Source organism: Chitinophaga sp. 10T418, assembly GCF_056394125.1.
The window spans coordinates 67,725-85,908 of sequence record NZ_JBFTHG010000017.1 but is presented as its reverse complement, the minus strand read 5'-3'; the positions used below and the strand labels follow the sequence as shown (position 1 = coordinate 85,908).

Below are 18,184 nucleotides of genomic sequence, written 5' to 3'. Positions count from 1 at the left end.
CACTCCTTTGTGAAATCGTGCTAACTTTACCGTTTAGTAGCATCCTGAATAGTAAAATACGAATATCGGGATTCCATTTTTTTTAATACCGCATTATCAGTGAAAAAACTCGACAAACTAATCATCAAAACATTTCTGGGTCCTTTTGTTGCCACCTTTTTTGTCACCTTGTTCGTGCTGGTAATGCAGTTCCTCTGGAAGTATGTGGATGACCTGGTGGGTAAAGGTTTGGATACAGGTGTGATCATTCAGCTGATATCCTATACCAGCGCCACACTCGTTACCCTGGCCCTGCCGCTGGCGGTATTACTGTCTTCTATCATGACCTTTGGTAACCTCGGCGAAAGTTTTGAGCTCGTAGCCCTGAAATCTTCCGGTATTTCCCTCCTGCGATTCATACGCCCCTTACTGTTTGTTTGTACCATCATCGGTATTCTGGCCTTCTTATTTGCCAATTATGTGATCCCCGTAGCTAACCTGCAGGCAAAATCTTTGCTCTACGATATTACAAACTCAAAACCTGCGTTTAATATCAAAGCAGGGGTTTTTTATAAAGACATTCCTGACTATACCATCAAAGTAGCGCAGAAGGACAAAGACAATCAGACCATCCACCAGGTAATGATCATCGACCATAAAAACGGTAATGCCATGATCCTGGCAGAGAAAGGGCAGATGGTACTGACAGCCAATAAACGTTTCCTGTATTTTGTACTGGAAAATGGCTGGCGTTATGAAGAAAGAGGCAACCGGGGATACACCGTTCCGGGAGACATGATAAGACAAGGCTTTAAAAAATATAGTAAAGCGTTTGACCTTAGTTCTTTTGCCTTTAACCGGTTAAACATGGATTTGTTCGCGTCTAACCAGCAAATGCTGAATGTACGGCAGCTGGATGTGGCGATAGATTCTATGCAAAAAGCAGAGGTTCAGTTCAGTAAAACAATAAATTCGTATGTAACAGTACGTTATCCGTTTTTTAAATGGAAGGATACAGCGTGGGCCGCCAGTGCGCCACCGCTGAAAGCAAAAAGTTTTGAAGGGATTATACCGGAAAAAAACATGCGCTCGGTGCTGGAAAGGGCAGAACAGAATGTACGTGAAACACAGAGCGCCCTGGAGCAGCCTACACAGGAGTATGAAGACAAACACGGTCTCATCCTGATGCATAAAGTAGAATGGCAGCGTAAATTCACATTGGCAGCAGCCTGCATTGTGATGTTCCTGATCGGAGCCCCGCTGGGTTCTATCATTCGAAAAGGAGGCCTCGGTACACCATTGGTTTTTGCAGTGATATTCTTTGTTATCTTTAACGTGTTTTTCATGATCGGGGAAAAAATGGCCAGAAGTGGCGTGATGTTTACCTGGTCGGGAATGTGGTTATCCAATATGGTTTTGCTGCCTATTGCAGGTTTCCTTATTGTTAAGGCTATGAACGATTCACAGCTATTTAATAAAGAATATTATTTTCGCATTATTCAACGAGTAAAAAAGTTCTTACAGAGATTTAAAAAGCAACCTACAATTTAAAACCTACAGACTTGAAAACGCTGTTTACACTGTTCAGGAAGAATACCTACTTCTTTCTGCCCTTCTTACTATGGCTGATAGTAGGAGGAGTGATGCTGGCAACCTACAGCCAAAGGGAATTATTCCTCAGTATTAACGGGGAACATTCCGAATGGGGCGATGTGATTGTCACCGGGCTGACTTACCTCGGTGATGGTATTATGTTTGGAATAGTTTTGTTTCTGATGCTGATTACGCAAAGATTCAGATTATTTTTCATAGGACTGGCAGTGTTACTGCTGGTCACCATTATAGTGCAGGTAGCCAAACATTATTTTGATGCACCCAGGCCCATCAGCTATTTTGGCGCTGAAACGGCCACCCTGGTACACACGGTAAAATGGGTGAATGTACATAGTAGCTGCAGTTTCCCGTCCGGACACTCTGCTGCTGCATTTGGTATGTTCAGCTTTCTGGCGCTGATTTCGCGCAATAAAAAGCTGGGTTTAGTGTTAATAGTGATGGCGCTATGTGCTGCTTACTCCCGTATCTATCTGGCACAGCATTTCTTTGCAGATGTTTATGTGGGAAGTATAGTGGGCACCCTTAGTACTATTACGGTATACGGATTTTTTAAATTCAGGGATACCACGTCATCGCCGGAAGTATGTGCGGAAGCAATACTACAGGCAAATACCACTACGTAAAAAAATTACAGATTACGAATTATAGATGACGGATTTGCGGGTAGATCATCATGCGAATAAATCATTCGCTGATATCTATCTGCAAATCCGTCTTTTGTAATTGGGTATTTGTAATACTAAATATTTAAAAACTGTCAATGAAATATCTGTTGATTGCCCTGGTGGCGGCTTTACTATTCATACCTTTTTTAGGTGCTGTACATTTATTTGACTGGGACGAGATAAACTTTGCTGAAGCAGCACGGGAAATGATAGTGAGTCACAACTATAGCCAGGTGCAAATAGACTTCCGTCCCTTCTGGGAAAAACCACCGCTGTTTATCTGGATGCAGGTTGGAAGTATGATGATATTCGGTGTAAACGACTTTGCGGCCCGCTTTCCCAATGCTATTATCGGCATTGCCACTATTGTCAGTTTATTTGCCATTGGTAAAAAACTAAAAGATGAAAATTTTGGTTTCTGGTGGGCCCTGGTATATGCCGGTTCCTGGTTACCACATTTCTATTTTAAGTCAGGCATCATAGATCCTACTTTTAATTTCTTTATTTTCCTTTCCATCTACTTTGCCTATCGTATAGGCTACAACAACAAAACCTTCCGCATGGCCATTCTCAGTGGCTTATTCCTGGGACTGGCCGTGTTAACCAAGGGGCCTGTGGCCATACTCGTGGCCTTGCTCACCCTGCTTGTATACTGGATCTGGAACAAGGGAAAAATAAGTATCCGTTTTTCTCATATCGGGCTCATTGCCTTATTTGCCTGCTTAACTACCCTCTTATGGTTTGGCTATGAAATTATCGCACATGGCTGGTGGTTTGTAAATGAATTTGTGGCTTACCAGATCCGCCTGCTGACAACAGAAGACGCCGGTCACGGTGGTCCTTTCTTCTACCACTGGATGGTACTGCTGATAGGGTGTTTCCCCGCCAGTACCTTCCTGTTCACCTATTTACAGAGCAGAAAGAAAACCATCTACTCCACTCCTGCTGCTACTGAAATGAAAGATTTCAAAATATGGATGTGGGTGCTATTCTGGGTAGTGCTGATCCTGTTTTCCATTGTAAAAACGAAGATTGTTCATTATTCTTCTCTCTGTTATTTCCCGCTTTCTTTCCTGGCTGCATGGCAGGTGTATAAACTATCTGAAGGTAAACAGCAATTACGGGGTTGGAATATTGCACTGATCCTGTTTATCGGGCTTGTACTGGGCCTGGCAATTGCCGTATTACCACTGGTGGGTGTTTACAAGGATATGCTGATTCCTTACATCGGTGATAAGTTTGCCGAAGCAAACCTGCAGGCTGTAGTGCCCTGGTCTGCTGCAGAAGCCGCCTACGGTGCCGGCTATATGATTTTAGTGATTATAAGTGGTGTGTTATTGATGCGGAAGCAAATCACCAAAGGATTGCTTTGCCTGTTTATCAGTTCCATCCTGGTAATACAGGTTACGGTGTTACACTTTGCACCTAAGATAGAAGCTTACTCACAGCGGGCAGCCATTGACTACTTCATTTCCTTACAGGGCAAAGATGTATATGTAAAAGCACTGGGCTATCACAGCTATGCACAACATTATTATTCAAGGGAACAACCGCATGCCAATAAAAATTATTATGACCTGGAATGGTTGCTGAACGGTCAGATAGATAAGCCCGCCTACTTCATTTGCCGTATTACGGATAGTGAGCCTTACCGCCATCATCCTAACCTGGAAGTGATTGGGGAGAAAAATGGATTTGTGTTCCTGAAACGGAAATAACGATTTTAATATATCGCTGTAAAGCGTTGTACGACGCGAAAGAGAAAGCCCTTCCGGTACACCGGAAGGGCTTCATTATTTAAACAGCATACGGTGTTTATGCAGCGTTATAGCGTTTTTCTACTTCCTCCCAGTTAACTGCATTCCAGAATGCATCAATATATTCAGGGCGTTTATTCTGATGTTTCAGGTAATATGCATGTTCCCATACATCGAGCGCCAGAATAGGTGTGCCTTTGTCTTTCACGATATTATGCATCAAAGGATTGTCCTGGTTAGGGGTGTTGATGATAGCCAGTTTTTTATCCGGCGTAACGATCAGCCACGCCCAGCCCGAGCCAAAAACGGTTTTTGCGGCATCATTGAATTTTGTCTGAAATGCTTCCCAGCTGCCGAAGGCATTGGTAATGGCTGTTTTCAGTTTTGCTGAAGGCGATTGTTTAGTGGGCGACAGCAAGGTCCAGAAGAGGGAGTGGTTATAGTGTCCTCCGCCGTTGTTGCGGATGGCTTTGTCTTTATCCGTCACCTTCCTGAGTATTTCTTCCAGTGTAAGGCTGGCAAAAGCACTGCCGGCAATGGCGTCATTCAGGTTTTTCACATAGGCGGCATGATGTTTATCATGATGGATTTCCATTGTGAGCTTGTCGATATTGGGTTCCAGTGCATCGTATCCATAAGGTAAAGCAGGAAGTACAAAGGGTGCTTTAGGATCGGCAAAAGCCGGCTGGCCGGATACAGAAGAAGTGGCCAGACTGCTCAATGGCCCGCTCAGAATAGCAGCGCCGGCAAGACTGGTAAGCTTGAGAAATTCTCTCTTATCCATATTTATTTTTTTTAGATATATTATAGTGTAATAAAGATCGAAGTCAGCCGCGAAAGGCCACAAATATTAAACCAAATCTCATTGGTGGGAAGAGATGAAAAGTAATATTAAAACTAAGGTAAAAGTATAAAAACAGGAATTTAATATCAAAATAAAGGAAAACTTTTAGGTTGTTTTCATATTAAATTACTATTTTACCATACATTCATATCATAGTTACAATTATTAATTGTAATTAACTTTATGATTGCCAGACATATTTATCCCGGGCCTGGCAGGTAACAAGTAAACCTGTTCATTAACCCGCCAATTAAGCCAACATATTACCGACTACATAAATATATATAATAAGAAGCAAATACTACAGAGCAATGGGAATTGCTGTACACAATGATATTACAAAGTAATCTAGTGCGAGCAAACAGAGCACTACCTCGATAAAGCAGGAAACATGATACAAGAGTACCTCAGGCAACAACAGGATGAAAGCAATGACTATAAGCCTGTTTTTTATGATTTGAAGCATGCACAAGATCTTCAGGCTTTTGAAGCCCTTCTGAAATCCCGTCCGCAGATACGCATCAATGATAATATTTATTCCCAATTACGGGAACTGATGAAAATCAGGAATCCTACTAAGCGCCTTACCGCAGAAGAATCAGAAGAACAGATACAAGCCTACCTGGGAGATATTCCAATGGAGAAATTCGGTATCTGGGTATATTATTCCTGGATCGACCGTTTGGTACACCTGGTAGATGAAGCTGATTTTATTGAATTACGAACCAGCCGGAATCAACATAAGATCACAGCAGCAGAAATTGCTATATTATCAAAAAAGAAGATAGGCATTGTCGGCTTATCAGTTGGGCAATCGATCGCATTAACGCTGGTGATGGAAAGAGTTTGTGGAGAACTGAGACTGGCAGACTTCGACACACTGGAACTCACCAATATGAACAGGATTCGCTGTGGGGTTCATAATTTACAAACATCTAAAGTGGTGATAGCTGCCCGTGAAATTGCAGAGCTCGACCCGTTTATCAAAGTAAAGATTTATAGCGATGGCATGACGGAAGCCAATATGGATGACTTCTTCACAACCGGAGGCGTACTGGATATTTTTGTGGAAGAATGCGATGGTGTAGATATTAAAATACTAAGCAGAATAAAAGCAAAAGAGTTGAAGATCCCTGTCGTAATGGAAATGAACGATAGGGGGATGATAGATATTGAACGTTTTGATCTGGAACCGGACAGGCCGCTTATGCACGGGCTTATTCCGGAAGTCGATATTACTACACTAAAAGGGTTGACAGATGCGGAAAAGCTTCCCATCTTCAGTCCTATGCTGGCCCTGGAAAATGCTTCCGCCAGAATGAAATTCTCTTTGGGTGAGATTGGTAAAACCATTACTACCTGGCCCCAGCTTGCTTCTTCCGTTGTTTTAGGAGGCGCACTGGTGGCCGATACATGTCGACGCATAGCCTTGGATCAGCTAAAGAGTTCAGGCAGGTATTACATAGATTTTGAGCAGTTGATTGTTTAACATACTTATGCCTTGTATAAGCGCTATTCCGCAATGTCATGATTAATGTAAGGGTATTTAGGGCTCCGGATGATCCTGAGGCTTGTATGAGATTTTACACCGGTCACCTCAAGTTGCTGGAAATTTATTTTGGTATTGCCCAGGTAACATCCGGCAGCGCCGACTGGATGCAACACGAAAACACAATAGTGATCATTGTTGAGGACGACAGCCGTACCAAAACATATGGGGGAGCGCGTGTTCAGATTGCAGACGGCGTATTACCACTGCCCATTGAAACGGCAATTGGTAAATACGATGAAAAGATATACTCTTACGTAAAGAAAGGAAGTGCGGAGATATGCGGAATGTGGAATTCAAAAGAAGTAGCGGGAATGGGGATTGGCAGCCAGGTACTGGCCAGAGTAGGCGTAGTACTGGGCGCCCAGCTACCGATAGACACCTATCATGTACTGTGTGCCCCTATTACAACCCGTGTTGGCAAACGTGTTGGCTTTGTTATTGACGAGTCGCTGGGAAACAATGGCACTTTCTTTTATCCGAAAGATGACTTCCTGGCTACTGCAATGGTAATCAACGACCCTTATGACCTGCCTTATGCAGACCCTAAAGAGAAACTACTGATTGCCGATCTGCGGGAAAATCCGATTCAGTCGAAAATAGAAGTGGGGCCAAAAGGATCCTATGACGTAAATTACAGCCTTAAGATCCCTACTCATGCGCACTCTATTATGTAAACAGATAATTACAAAAAAATAAATTTAAATTCAAGCCTCATAATTAATCTATTTAATTGATGTTGTCTAAGATTGTAGTATTGTGGTCAATCTTTACCCTATTATTCCTGTTTCCCACAACAGCGCAACCTGTTGTATATAAAAACAGCAAGTCTCTATTACAGATAGGCAGCCATCTTGCGTTGTATACCGATAAAGACAACATGCTTACCATAGACGGTGCAAAGCAAATAGCCTTTAAGCCTTCCGGACAGGATGTACCTAATCTGCAGATCACACCATATACGCAATGGGCAAAGTTTTCCATTCTTAATCAAACCAATGCGGAACACCTTTTACTGGAAGTAGAATACCCGATCATCGATGATATTACCCTCTATGAATTACTTCCGGATGGTACTACCAAAAGTACCAGGCTCGGAGAATTCACCTCGTATAAAAGCCGTGGTTATGATCATCAGAATTACCAGTTTGAAATCCGGGTTCCTACGAATGAAACAAGAGAGTATTACCTGAAAGTAAAGGCGGGTGAACAGTTACAGCTCCCCGTTTACCTGGGTACATCTGAAACAGTATATGAGAAAAACAATAAGCGGGAACTGATTTTTGGTATATACGTTGGCGTTATTCTCGCCATGGCATTCTATAATCTTTTCATTTATATATCTACCCGGGATAATAGCTACCTGATTTATGTGAGCTACATTATCTGCGTAGGGCTTACACAGGTAACCCTGCAAGGCTATTCGTTCCGTTTCCTTTATCCCAACAGCCCCTGGCTGGCGATGCATGCCACGGTGCTGGTCCCGGTTTTCAACGGACTCACTGCCGTCATATTCATTCAAAAGTTTTTGTCTACTAAAATAAATTACCCGCTGGGACATAAGCTGTTGAATGTTGTTATTGTGCTGTACCTGATTTGCTTTATTCCTACTTTCCTGAATAAATACAACTACGCGCAGATACTGGTGCAGATGAGTGCTTTCCTGGCAGCCATCATGGCTTTCATTGTAGCTTACCGTATCAGCCTGAAAGGAGTAAATGCCGCGCGGTTCTTCCTGCTGGCCTGGTCAATATTCCTGATCAGCATCTTCGTATTTGTGTTACGCAATTTCAATATGCTGCCTTACAACAACTTCACATACTATGCACTGCAGATAGGATCCGCAGTAGAAGTACTGTTGCTGTCGTTTGCGCTGGCACATAAGATCAACGTTTTCAAAGCAGAAAAAGAGGCTTCTCAGCAAATGGCACTGGCTATTTCACAGGAAAATGAAAGACTGGTAAGAGAACAGAATATCATACTGGAAAGCAAAGTAAAAGACAGAACGGAAGATCTGCAGACAACCAACCTCGAACTGAATAATGCACTGAACAACCTGAAAGATACCCAGACCAGGCTGGTAGAAAAAGAGAAGATGGCGTCCCTGGGTCAGCTAACAGCCGGTATAGCCCATGAAATCAACAATCCGATCAACTTCGTCACATCGAATATCAAACCACTGAAGCTGGATATTGCAGACCTGAAAGAACTGCTGAACCGCTATGACCAGCTACCTACCAGCACGGATGTCCCTAAATCGCTGGCGGATATTGAGCTGTTCAAAAAAGAAATTGATATCGATTATATACACGAAGAAATTTCTTCCCTTATCAAGGGTATTGAAGATGGCGCTGCCCGTACCGCAGAAATTGTGAAAGGATTACGCACGTTTAGCCGCCTGGATGAAAGCGAAGTCAAATCCATCGATATCCATGAAGGACTGGATTCTACCCTGGTATTGTTACGCAATGGTATCCCACCTTACGTAAATATTGTAAAAGAATATGGCAGTTTACCGAAGATAGAATGTTATGCAGGGAAAATAAACCAGGTGTTCATGAACATCTTTTCCAATGCCCTGAATGCGATCAAAACCAAGAAAGAACATCACAATGAATTCATCTCAATAAAAACAGAACTGGAAGGTACTTTTATTGTTATTACTATCAAAGATACCGGGATTGGTATGTCAGAATCAGTACGGGAGAAAATCTTTGATCCATTCTTTACTACCAAAGATGTAGGGGAAGGTACAGGGCTTGGATTATCTATTGTGTTCAGTATCATTGAAAAGCATAAGGGTAAAATTATAGTAAACTCCGCACCGGACAAAGGAGCAGAATTTATTATATATTTACCGCTCGACATAACAAATCATTTATCGTAATTAACCATAAGGTCTTTTAATGAGAGAAAACCGAATAAGAATATTATACATAGATGATGAAATTCATAACTTAAACGCATTCAAAGCGGCTTTTCGCAGGAGTTATGAAATTTATACGGCTACTTCAGCGCAGGAAGGGAAAGTCCTGCTGAAGGAGATCATGGTGCATATTATTATCGCCGATCAGAAGATGCCTGTATCTACCGGTGTGGAATTTTTTAATGAAATAAAAGATACGCTTCCTGAGCCGATGCGTATTTTGATGACCGGTTATACTGATGTGGAGGATATTATAGATGCCATTAACAAAGGCCATATCTATTCCTATATCAAAAAGCCATGGGATGAACATGAGCTGCACAAAACCATCAACAACGCGTATGAAATATACCGCACGCGGAAACAACTGCGGGAAAAGATAGAGGAGCTGGAAAAAACGAATGATGAGTTAAACCGGTTCATCTATTCCACCTCTCATGATCTGCGTTCACCACTGATGTCTGTGCTGGGTATCATTAACCTCTCCAGGCTGGATAATTCGGTGGTAGATCCCAATGGGTATGTTAACATGGTAGAAACCTGCGTGCTAAAGCTGGATGATTTTATACAAAAGATTATAGAGTATTACCGCAATTCCCGCCTGGAAGTAGAGTATGAAAAAATTGATTTCCGAAACCTGCTGAATGACTGTATCACCGCATTTAAGCCACAGAACACCGATATCCGCTTTCAAACCCAGGTGGAACAGGCGATAGAGTTCCGGGGAGATACTTTCAGGATCAGCGTTATTTTAAACAATCTGATTTCTAATGCTGTTAAGTACCAAAAGCCGGAAGAAACGAATCCAATGGTGAACCTCGCGGTGAAAGTGGAGCCTCACAGAGCCACCATTTGCATTCGTGATAATGGGATTGGAATTTTGAGTGAGCATCTGAACAATATTTTCAAGATGTTTTTCCGATCCAAAAACAATAATAAACCGGGCAGTGGTATTGGCTTATATATTGTTAAGGAAGCGCTAAGCAAAATAGGCGGAACAATTAATGTAGAGTCTAAATATGGCGAAGGCACCCAATTTGAAATTACCATCCCCAACAGAAATGAATTCGATACCTGACCTGCGTGTCATATTGATAGATGACAACGAGATTGATTTATTGCTGCATGAGAAGTTGATCGGATTTCAACAAATCAGCAGAACGGTGCTTTCATTTGCCAATGCCAACAAGGCGCTTGAATTCTTATCTTCCAATATTACCTTACCTAAAATTCCGCCTACTGTCATCCTGCTGGATATACAAATGCCGGAGATGGATGGGTTTGAATTCCTGCAGGCATTTGATGCCTATCCACATAAAATTAAGTCCCAATGCCACATCGTAATGGTGTCATCTTCCCTGGATTATAGCGATATTACCCGCACCAATGCCAATCCAATGGTAATTAAATTGCTCCGAAAACCCTTGCTGCTGAAAGATCTAAAGGATACTGTAGAAGGAATTTTCAAAGATTTCCTATAAAATGTTGGTGTTATCAGGAAAAAATATATTTTTGCACTCCCGAAAGGGGAAATTTGAAATACGGGGGATTAGCTCATCTGGTAGAGCGCAAGCATGGCATGTTTGAGGTGATCGGTTCGAGTCCGATATCCTCCACGGTATAAAGCCTGTAGATCGTAAGATTTACAGGCTTTTTTGTTTTTAGTTATTCTTCCCTTGTCTAAGCGGCAATACAATCACAAATGCCGACCCCTCTCCTTCTTTACTGCTGGCCGTAATAATGCCGCCATGTTTATCAATTACTTTTTTGGCAATCGCTAAGCCGATACCGGTCCCCTCGTAGAGTTCTGAGGTATGCAGACGCTGGAAAATGGTAAATATTTTGGAGAGATATTTTTCATTAAATCCTATTCCATTGTCACGGATCACAATACGGCAATATTGCCCTCCTGTAAAGGCCGCACTTTCCGGGTTCAAATCAGTGACCACATCGGCGGTAATATGAATAACGGGGGAAATGTCTTTGCGGGAAAATTTCAGTGCGTTACTGATAATATTCTGAAATACCTGCCTTACCTGCCCCGGGACCGCTTCAATCTGGGGCATTTTTTCCACAGATATCACCGCATCCCGTTCTGAAATCATCAATTCGAGGTCGCTGAGAATCTCTTTGACCATTTCATTAAAGTCGGTTATTTCGTATATGCTTGTTACCGATAAACGGGAATAGTTCAATAAGTCATTAATCAGCTTTGCCATGCGTTCTGAAGACCCTACAATACGTTCCATATACGACAGGGCGTTAGGGTCCGTATGCAAAAACTTATCTCTTAAAATGGCTCCGAACAACTGTATTTTCCGTAAGGGCTCTTTCAGGTCGTGGGAGGCCACAGAGGCAAATTGCTGCAGGTCATGATTGCTGGCTTCCAGTGACTTATTGATTTCTCTCAGCTCTTCTGTTCTTTCCCTTACCTTTTGTTCCAGCATTTCATTTACCTGTTGCTGATGTGCAATCAATGCTTCCTGCGCAAGTTTTCGCACTTCTACTTCTTCTTTGAGCGACTGATGCATTTGTTTCAGCTCCAGGGATTGCTGATAAAGGCGGGAGAAAGTTTTTACTTTCATCAGCAGGATATCCGGATCTACCGGCTTGGTGATATAGTCAATACCACCGGAATCATATCCTTTTACAATAAACCTTTTGTCTTTATTAACTGCTGATAAGAATATAATAGGAATATCTTTCGCTTTACTGTGGCCAGACAACGCCTCTGCAACTTCAAAACCATCCATACTGGGCATTTGCACGTCCAGGATGATAAGTGTATAACTATGTTTCAATATTTTCCTGAGCGCTTCTTCTCCGGATAAAGCAGCATCTACTTCAAACTGATACAGTTCCAGCGTCTTCCTGATAGACAGTATGTTCTCCGGCTTATCATCTACAATTAAAATCATACGTCAAGCTTGTTTATGGCGGCAGGTACAGGGGAAAATGCTGCCTGTTGCTTTTCCTTAAAAAATCCTAAGGGAACAATAATCATACCCCGGCAATTCCGTTAATAAATGCAGCCATTTCCGAAGGCTGGAGGATAACATCTACCGGGGCCAGTTCAATGGCTTGCCGGGGCATATAATCCACGTCCGCCGTAGCTGGGTCCTGCACGGCAGTGGTACCTCCTGCTTCATGTACATCTATTAATCCTTCCGTGCCGTCTGTGTTGGCGCCTGAAAGCAATAATGCGGTCATATTGCTCCCATAAGCCAATGCGGCGGAACTGAAAGTAACATCTATACTTGGCCGGCTGAAATTCACTTTCTCCGAATCATCGAGCGATAAGGTATGATCTGTTTCAATCAACAGGTGATAGTCTGCTGGTACAATGTAGATGACGCCCTGCTGCAGTGGTTCTTTTTCTGCCGCTTCTTTCACCGGCAGCGGTGACTTGGCAGATAATAATTCTGTTAGCACAGATTCGTAATGGCTTTGCCGGTGTAAAACAATAATAATAGCTGCATGGAGGGAAGCGGCCAATCCGGGCAATAGCGTTAAAATGGGCTGTAGCCCTCCGGCCGAACCACCTATTACAATTAAATACGGCGCTGTTGTCATAAGGGCTGTTGTTTCATTATTACAGTTGCACCTTCCGCCAGATTTTTTCTTTGCTGTCCAATTGTCTGAACTTCCCGGTTACACTGGTAAAGTTAAGCGTTTCCTTGCTTCCGAGTGCCAGGAACCCAAGCTGTTCAAGGCTCTCACTAAATAGGGTCAGTACTCTGTCCTGTAATTTTTTATTAAAATAGATCAATACATTTCTGCAAATGATCAGTTGAAATTCATTGAAAGATCCATCTGTTACCAGGTTATGCGGTGAAAAAATGATCTTCTCGCCCAGGTCTTCACGGAATTTGGCATATTCATAATTGGCAGTATAATAAGAAGAAAAATCTTCCCTTCCGCCAGACTCCATGTAATTACGGGAATACTGCTGCATCTGCGATAAGCGGAACATTCCTTTCCTCCCCCTCTCCAATACACTGGCATTAATATCTGTGGCATATATCACGGCTTTATGCAGCAACCTGGCTTCTTTCAGGAGGATAGCAAAAGAATATACTTCCTCCCCGGTGGAACATCCTGCATGCCAGATGCGGATAAACGGATAAGTAGCCAGTATGGGCAACACCTGTGTACGTAAAACCTGGTAGAAAGAGGGATCCCGGAACATTTCCGTTACGTTAACGGTGATCTCTTCCACAAAACGCAAGGCGTACGCCGGATCAGAAATGATACGGTAACGGTATTCGGCAAAGCTCGGAAAGCGGTCGGCATGATACAGATGATTCACCCGCCGGTGAATAGAAGCGGGTGCATATTCCGTAAAATCGTAGCCATACCTTTCCAGTACATCATTCAGCAACAAATTTACTTCGGGCTCACTTATCTGGTTCCTGCTCACTTTTACATGGATAAATATTGTTGTAGCTGTACGAGTAATTCATCTACATCAATTGGTTTGGAAATATAGTTATCGGCGCCTGCTTCCAGACACTTTTCACGATCACCAACCATCGCCTTTGCAGTAACTGCAATCACCGGCAGCTGACTGTTCCAGGGCATGGCCCGTAATGCGGAAATGGCTTCGTAACCATCCATGTCCGGCATCATAATATCCATCAGCACCACACCTACGTGATGATCTGCGGATAACAACTGCAGCGCTTCTGCACTCGTGGCAGCTGATAAACAGGGAATAGACCTGGATTTCAATACTGCTTTCAACGCAAAAATGTTGCGCATATCATCATCAACTATTAATACCTGCCTCTTTTCCATAAAATTATTTCATGGCTTTATCGTATAACCATACCCGTAAGAGGGATAATAACTGGTCGACATCTACTGGTTTGGAAATATAATCAGAAGCACCTGCCTGCAAACATTTCTCCCGGTCCCCCATCATGGCTTTCGCTGTAACAGCAATGATCGGCAGATTTCTCAGCTCCGGTTGTTTCCGTATAGCCGCAATGGCATCATAACCATCCATTTCCGGCATCATCATATCCATGAGCACTACATCTGCCCGATGTTCCTTCAGCTGCTGCAATGCCTCCTTTCCATCAATGGCAGACAACACCTTCATCTGATGCTTTTCCAGTGCTTTGGTTAAGGAAAAAATATTACGCACATCATCATCAGCTATCAGCACCGTTTTATCTTTCAGCACTTCATTCAGCATGCCCATTTTGCCATTGCCTCCGGCTATTGCCGGTGCATTTTCAGATACCAGGTGCAGGAAAAGAGATACCTCATCCAGCATACGCTGATAAGAATGAGCTGTTTTCACGACAATAGAATCTGCATATTGCCGGATGCGCTGCTCTTCTGCCTTCGACAAACTTTTGCCTGTGAAGATGATAATAGGCAGATTTTCCAACCCTTTTATTTCTTTCACCATCTCCAATGCTTCATAAGCCTTTTCATCGGGGATACCCATATCGAGGATCACACAGTCGACATCCTTTTGCTGTAGTAAAGAAACGCCATCTGCCACGCTGTTACTGATTTCAGAACTCACCTGGTAGTTGCTGAGGAAGTAGGCCAGGGCTTTGGCATGTTTCGCATTTTCTTCCAGTATCAATACTTTTTTGGTAGAACGCTGCAATACAAACTCCATCTTCTCAAAAATGAGCTGCATACTTTCCATGTCTACCGGCTTGCTGATAAAATCTACCGCGCCTTTCAGAAGGCTTTCTTTTTTAGCTTCCATGGAAGACATGATATGCACTGGTATAGGTCTTGTTTGCGGATCATTTTTCAATTCTTCCATCACCTGCCAGCCGTCTTTTATGGGCAACTGAATATCCAGCAAAATACCAATAGGCTTATAGATCCGGGCCATTTCCGCCGCTTCATCTCCACGTACCGTAACAATCCCCTTGTAGCCTCTGGCATGCGTGAAATTCAGCAATGCTTTGGCAAAATGCGTATCATCTTCCACTATCAATATGACGGGATCACCTTTGCTAATTAACCCACGATCATCGTTAATGCCTTCCGGAATAGTAGCCGACAGGAAACGGCGCTTATCTGAAATAGCCGCCGGCTCTTCTACTACCGGTGAAGGCAGTACGAAAGAATCTTTGACAGGTGTGGTTGCTTCGCGCGTAACGGGAACAGTAATGAAAAATTCACTCCCTTGATTGACAACACTGTTCACGCTTAGTTGTCCACCCAGTAATTTGGCTAACTCCCTGCTGATAGACAGCCCCAGGCCGGTACCACCATATTTTCTACGGGTAGATCCGTCTGCCTGTTGAAAAGCTTCAAAGATCACCTGCTGTTTATCTTCCGGTATACCGATACCGGTATCTTTTACGGTGAAGCGGATCACTTGCGGCGTTTCTGCTGTTTGCACCTCCAACCTTACACTGCCACGGGCAGTAAATTTCAGCGCATTGGACAACAGATTTTTCAAAACCTGTTCCAGTCTCACCTGATCTGTTTCAATCGTATCAGGCACACCATCAGCGGTATGCAATATCAGTTGTAATCCTTTTTCTTTTGCAATAGGCTCAAATAGTGCCTGCATATTGGAACAGATATCAGCTACTGATACGTTTCCAAATTCCAGTTCCATTTTTCCGGATTCTATTTTCGACAGATCCAGTATTTCATCTATCAGTGTCAGTAAGCCTTTACCGGAGCTATTAATTACCTGTGCATATTCTATCTGGTCGCCGTTCAGGTTCAGGTCATGATTTTCTGACAGGAGTCTTGATAACAACAGGATAGAGTTCAGTGGAGTACGCAGTTCATGCGACATATTAGCCAGGAACTCCGATTTATACCGGGTACTGAGTGCCAGCTCTTCTGCCTTCTTATGTATATCCAGGTTACGTTCCACGATGATCTGGTTCTTTTCTTCCAGCAGGCGGCTTCGTTCTTCCAGCTCGGAGTTGGATTGCATCAGTTCTTCCTGTTGCACTTTCAGTTCTTCTTCCGATACCTGCAGCTTCTGTGTTTGTGCTTCCAGTTCTACGTTCATGCTTTCCAGTTCGCTGTGTTGCGTTTGCAACTCTTCCGCCTGCGCCTGGGTTTCTTCCAGCAGTTCCTGCAGTTTTGTACGACTCCTGGTGCTTTGCAGGGCAATGGCAATGTTTACTGCGGCCTGTTTGGCAAAGTCGATTACATTTTCTTTAAACGGAAAAAGAGATGCTATTTCTATCACACCTTCTGTAATGCCGGCATGAATCAACGGAATGATGAGTACATACCCGGGTTGTGCCGCCCCTGCAGCACCGGCTATATGCAGAAAATCATTAGGTGCTTCCTGTAAGTATAATGGTGTTCTTTGCAGCACGCTTTGTCCCAGCAATGTTTTACCTACCTCAATCACAGCGGGTGCAGGATAAGCAGGCGACAACGCATATTCTGCTGACAAATGGAGTTCAGCTGCATATTTAATATACAGCACGCCTGTTTGTGCACCGGTATATTGTACGATATCCGTCAATGCATCCTTGCTGAGCGTGGTCAGATCCTTTTCACCCAGTAAGGTTTCACTGATGTTATTAAGTCCCGTTTGAATCCATATTTTCTGGTCGTTCTGATAACGCAATATTTTCAGATCTGCCGCCATCTGTACCACGGCATGTCCCAGCAAGTCGCCGCTGCTACGGGGTTTTACATCTATATTAAAATCTCCTTTACCAATACTATCTGCCGCAACAGCCAATTCCTGGCTGGTTTGATCGATGGCTATAAATGAACGGGCCAGGCTGCCAATGGAATCCTTGCTATGCATTTCAGGCGCTGAGCCGGGAACACCTTTAGCAATGTTTACGGCAGCAATCCGTAATAACTCCAGGCTATCAGTAATACTTTTAATGGTAATGGTTACGAAAACAATGACCAATACCACGATCAATACCATGGCAATAAGATAGCGGGTTTTGAGATCATTCTCTTTTTTGGAGATGGCTTTGGCATCTCTCCCCACTTTATCAATAATGGTACGTTGTAATTGTTTGATCTGGTCTACTGCAAGCGAAGAATTATCCCACCAGGAATCTGCGTTAAACAGCGTATCTATTTTACGGGCTGCGATGGTGCTGTTAGTAAAATCTTTCGTGATGGTGTATTCACTGGATGTTTCCATCTTCTGAAAATCTTTTACAACGGTGGGGGTAGCCTTATCCAGCAGCTCTGCACGCAGGGAATTATACATATCCGTATTGTTCTCAATGCGGGCAAAGTCTTCCGGCCATACTTCCTTTTTCAGCATGAAATAGTAAATATCCATACGAATCATACCCTGGTAAGCCGACATTTGTGCCAGCAGATATTGCGCATTCATATCCTGCTGCAACCCTTTCAATACGGGAATATCCGGCGTATTGGTATTGGCCAGATCATTCAGGCGGAAAATCAGATTAGAGTAATAATCAAGTACTTCCCGCTGAGGCATACTTTTATTGTCTATATCTTTTCGTTTTTTGGGAAGTGTATTTAACAGGGAATATTGAAAGAAACGGCTATCACTGGCCAGCAGCCGGCCTTTGACCGCATCTATTGCAAGATCTGTTTTGGCCCGCTGGGTAAGCAGATCATTGAGTGTTCCTGTTTGTAATACATAGTTTACGCTGTTTCTGCGCTCCATATGTATTTCGTCTGCCACCTTCATGATAGTGGTAGCCGTGGTTACTTTCTGAACCAGGTTGTCGATGGTATCAATATCCGCACTCTGTTTATTGAATACTTCTATTCCAAAATAAATAAGACAGACGAGTGGTATTACCGCTATTAACATCAACTTCCGGGGCAAGGGAAGCTGCATAAAGAATTTCTTCATCTGCCTGAGCTTGTTTAATTTTAAGAGCCAATATC

At 43.1% G+C, this 18,184-nt stretch carries 14 protein-coding genes and 1 tRNA gene; 9 read left to right on the top strand and 6 right to left on the bottom strand.

Features of this window, described 5'->3' with window-relative positions; translation table 11 throughout:
* Positions 1-99 precede the first annotated feature (99 nt).
* The 3 genes from AC1DCV_RS32630 (at position 100) to AC1DCV_RS32620 (ending at position 3,976) form a co-directional block, all read left to right on the top strand.
* A complete protein-coding gene (locus AC1DCV_RS32630; RefSeq protein ID WP_477027100.1) occupies positions 100-1,530 on the top strand; it encodes an LptF/LptG family permease in 1,431 nt (476 codons plus the stop codon).
* Between the two features lie 11 nt (positions 1,531-1,541).
* Entirely contained in the window at positions 1,542-2,216 is a 675-nt protein-coding gene (locus AC1DCV_RS32625; RefSeq protein ID WP_477027099.1) for a phosphatase PAP2 family protein, read from the top strand.
* A gap of 137 nt (positions 2,217-2,353) precedes the next feature.
* Positions 2,354-3,976: an ArnT family glycosyltransferase gene (locus tag AC1DCV_RS32620; protein ID WP_477027098.1), complete on the top strand. Its 1,623-nt coding sequence runs from the start codon at positions 2,354-2,356 to the stop codon at positions 3,974-3,976.
* A gap of 97 nt (positions 3,977-4,073) precedes the next feature.
* Here the strand turns inward: AC1DCV_RS32620 and AC1DCV_RS32615 are convergent, their stop codons facing one another.
* Positions 4,074-4,799 carry a superoxide dismutase gene (locus AC1DCV_RS32615; RefSeq protein ID WP_477027097.1) on the bottom strand — a complete coding sequence of 242 codons (726 nt, stop codon included), beginning with the start codon at positions 4,797-4,799 and terminating at the stop codon, positions 4,074-4,076.
* Between the two features lie 451 nt (positions 4,800-5,250).
* Between AC1DCV_RS32615 and AC1DCV_RS32610 the strand changes: the two genes are divergently transcribed.
* The 6 genes from AC1DCV_RS32610 to AC1DCV_RS32585 all read left to right on the top strand — a co-directional run bounded on the left by AC1DCV_RS32610 (position 5,251) and on the right by AC1DCV_RS32585 (position 10,950).
* Positions 5,251-6,348, top strand: coding sequence for a ThiF family adenylyltransferase (locus tag AC1DCV_RS32610; RefSeq protein ID WP_477027096.1), 1,098 nt, complete (start codon positions 5,251-5,253; stop codon positions 6,346-6,348).
* An 86-nt stretch (positions 6,349-6,434) separates the two neighbouring features.
* A complete protein-coding gene (locus AC1DCV_RS32605) occupies positions 6,435-7,085 on the top strand; it encodes a hypothetical protein (RefSeq protein WP_477027095.1) in 651 nt (216 codons plus the stop codon).
* Between the two features lie 59 nt (positions 7,086-7,144).
* Positions 7,145-9,295 (top strand): sensor histidine kinase, encoded by a 2,151-nt coding sequence (locus AC1DCV_RS32600; protein WP_477027094.1) that lies wholly within the window; start codon positions 7,145-7,147, stop codon positions 9,293-9,295.
* Positions 9,296-9,314: 19 nt separating this feature from the next.
* Positions 9,315-10,412 carry a sensor histidine kinase gene (locus tag AC1DCV_RS32595; RefSeq protein WP_441576541.1) on the top strand — a complete coding sequence of 366 codons (1,098 nt, stop codon included), beginning with the start codon at positions 9,315-9,317 and terminating at the stop codon, positions 10,410-10,412.
* A complete protein-coding gene (locus tag AC1DCV_RS32590; RefSeq protein ID WP_477027093.1) occupies positions 10,396-10,815 on the top strand; it encodes a response regulator in 420 nt (139 codons plus the stop codon). The genes AC1DCV_RS32595 and AC1DCV_RS32590 overlap by 17 nt, the downstream gene beginning before the upstream one ends.
* A gap of 62 nt (positions 10,816-10,877) precedes the next feature.
* Positions 10,878-10,950, top strand: a tRNA-Ala gene (locus tag AC1DCV_RS32585).
* A 45-nt stretch (positions 10,951-10,995) separates the two neighbouring features.
* Here the strand turns inward: AC1DCV_RS32585 and AC1DCV_RS32580 are convergent.
* The 5 genes from AC1DCV_RS32580 to AC1DCV_RS32560 all read right to left on the bottom strand — a co-directional run bounded on the left by AC1DCV_RS32580 (position 10,996) and on the right by AC1DCV_RS32560 (position 18,149).
* Entirely contained in the window at positions 10,996-12,252 is a 1,257-nt protein-coding gene (locus AC1DCV_RS32580; RefSeq protein ID WP_477027092.1) for a hybrid sensor histidine kinase/response regulator, read from the bottom strand.
* An 82-nt stretch (positions 12,253-12,334) separates the two neighbouring features.
* The gene (locus AC1DCV_RS32575; protein ID WP_477027091.1) at positions 12,335-12,907 is read right to left on the bottom strand and encodes a chemotaxis protein CheB; all 573 of its coding nucleotides are present in this window, start codon (positions 12,905-12,907) and stop codon (positions 12,335-12,337) included.
* Between the two features lie 19 nt (positions 12,908-12,926).
* Positions 12,927-13,754 carry a CheR family methyltransferase gene (locus tag AC1DCV_RS32570; protein WP_477027090.1) on the bottom strand — a complete coding sequence of 276 codons (828 nt, stop codon included), beginning with the start codon at positions 13,752-13,754 and terminating at the stop codon, positions 12,927-12,929.
* A 2-nt stretch (positions 13,755-13,756) separates the two neighbouring features.
* Positions 13,757-14,131 (bottom strand): response regulator, encoded by a 375-nt coding sequence (locus tag AC1DCV_RS32565; RefSeq protein ID WP_477027089.1) that lies wholly within the window; start codon positions 14,129-14,131, stop codon positions 13,757-13,759.
* Between the two features lie 4 nt (positions 14,132-14,135).
* A complete protein-coding gene (locus AC1DCV_RS32560; RefSeq protein ID WP_477027088.1) occupies positions 14,136-18,149 on the bottom strand; it encodes a response regulator in 4,014 nt (1,337 codons plus the stop codon).
* Positions 18,150-18,184 lie beyond the last annotated feature (35 nt).